At 68.0% G+C, this 1,399-nt stretch carries 1 protein-coding gene; it reads right to left on the bottom strand.

Translation table 11 applies throughout. The features are described from left to right. A partial coding sequence (locus HNR01_RS27305; RefSeq protein ID WP_183671080.1) for a carbohydrate porin occupies positions 1 to 1,399 on the bottom strand: 1,399 nt, incomplete at both ends.

The following is a 1,399-nucleotide window of genomic DNA, read 5'->3' as shown; positions in this document are numbered from 1 at the left end:
AGCCTGGGGCGAGGCCGAGGAGTGTTCCGAGGGGAACGACGAGGGTGAAGCCGCCGTAGAAGCCGTCCTTGGCGCGGCGCGCGGTGTAGGGGTTCCAGAACGAGTTCGGGTTGACCACGTACTGCACCACCGGCTCGACGATCACGCCGGCGCCGACGTCGAGATGCGCGTTGGCCTCGAAGATGAACTTGTCGCGCGCGTACGGCGCGCCCGAGCCGCCGGAGATGAAGTTCGCGTCCGAGAGGAACTGCGTGTAGTTCTCCGACAGGCGCTGCCAGTTCATCTTCAGGCCGAAGGTGTCGTTCGGCCGGCTCTGGTCGGGCGCCTGCAGCAGCACGCCGACGAACGAGTTGAAGCGGATCGGCACCGTCGGGTCGAAGGAGTAGCCCGTGCCGGTATAGAGCGAGATCGCCGTCGGGTGCGGGTTGGCCACCAGGCCGCCATCGGCGCGCCAGACCGTCTGGGTGCCGGTGAGCACGAGGCCGGACGTGCCCGTCTTCTGCAGCGCCGGGGTGCCGGGGTTGAGGCCGCGGGAGGTACCCAGCACCGTCTTGAAGTTATCGTCGTGATCGGCGGTGTTGACGAAGCCGGTGAGCGAGGCGCGGCCGGGATAGGCGGTCATGGTGTAGTCGGTCTTGTAGCCGATCTCGGTCATGACGAGCGCGCCCGAGAGGCGCTCGTAGCCCCAGTCGTAGCCGGACAGCGCGTTGGTGCCGGGGTTCACCGAGAAGGCGCCGGCCTGGATGTAGCTGGTGGGCGAGAGCTGGTAGGCGGCATTCGCCCCCCAGACGGCGTAGAGCGGCGAGGTGAAGCCGGCGTTGATGTAGAACAGGTCCTGGAAGCAGGAGTTGATCGAGTTGCACGGCGGCAGGCCGTAGTAGCGGTCGGGATGGGTGCGGCCGAACTCGATGACGAGGCGGTCGTCCATCAGCTTCTGCTCGTAGGTGAGGAGCGAGAGGCGGTTGGAGTTGGGGTTGTAGGGCGGCTGGTAGCCGACGGTGGTGTCGCCGATGTCGGCGGCCATGTTGAGGTTGCGCACGAGACCGAAGAAGGTCTGGGTGAACTTGATGGTGCCGCCACTGATGTTGGCGAGCCGCTGCATGTCGGCGGACATGGAGAGGACGAAGTAGGCGGAGTTGGACTGCTCGCCGGTGCGCAGGCCGGCGGAGGGGTTGGCCTGGTAGAAGTCGTAGATGTTGATGTCGAAGGTGAGCCCGCGGGCGGCCATGTCGGTGGCCCAGGGGGCGAGCGGGCCGACGCGGACGGGGTCGGCGGGCTTGGCGGCGACGGCGGGATCGGTGCGCGGCTGGGTCTGATCGTTGAACTGGCCCGCGGCCGAGGGCTGCTGCGCCAGCGCCCCCGACGGGACCCCCGCTAGGCTCGCCGCAACAAGCGCGCC

Origin of the sequence: Methylorubrum rhodesianum (genome assembly GCF_014199985.1) — a bacterium.
GTDB lineage: Bacteria > Pseudomonadota > Alphaproteobacteria > Rhizobiales > Beijerinckiaceae > Methylobacterium > Methylobacterium rhodesianum.
The sequence above is the reverse complement of the archived record's forward strand: the minus strand, read 5'-3'. Positions and strand labels throughout refer to the sequence as shown.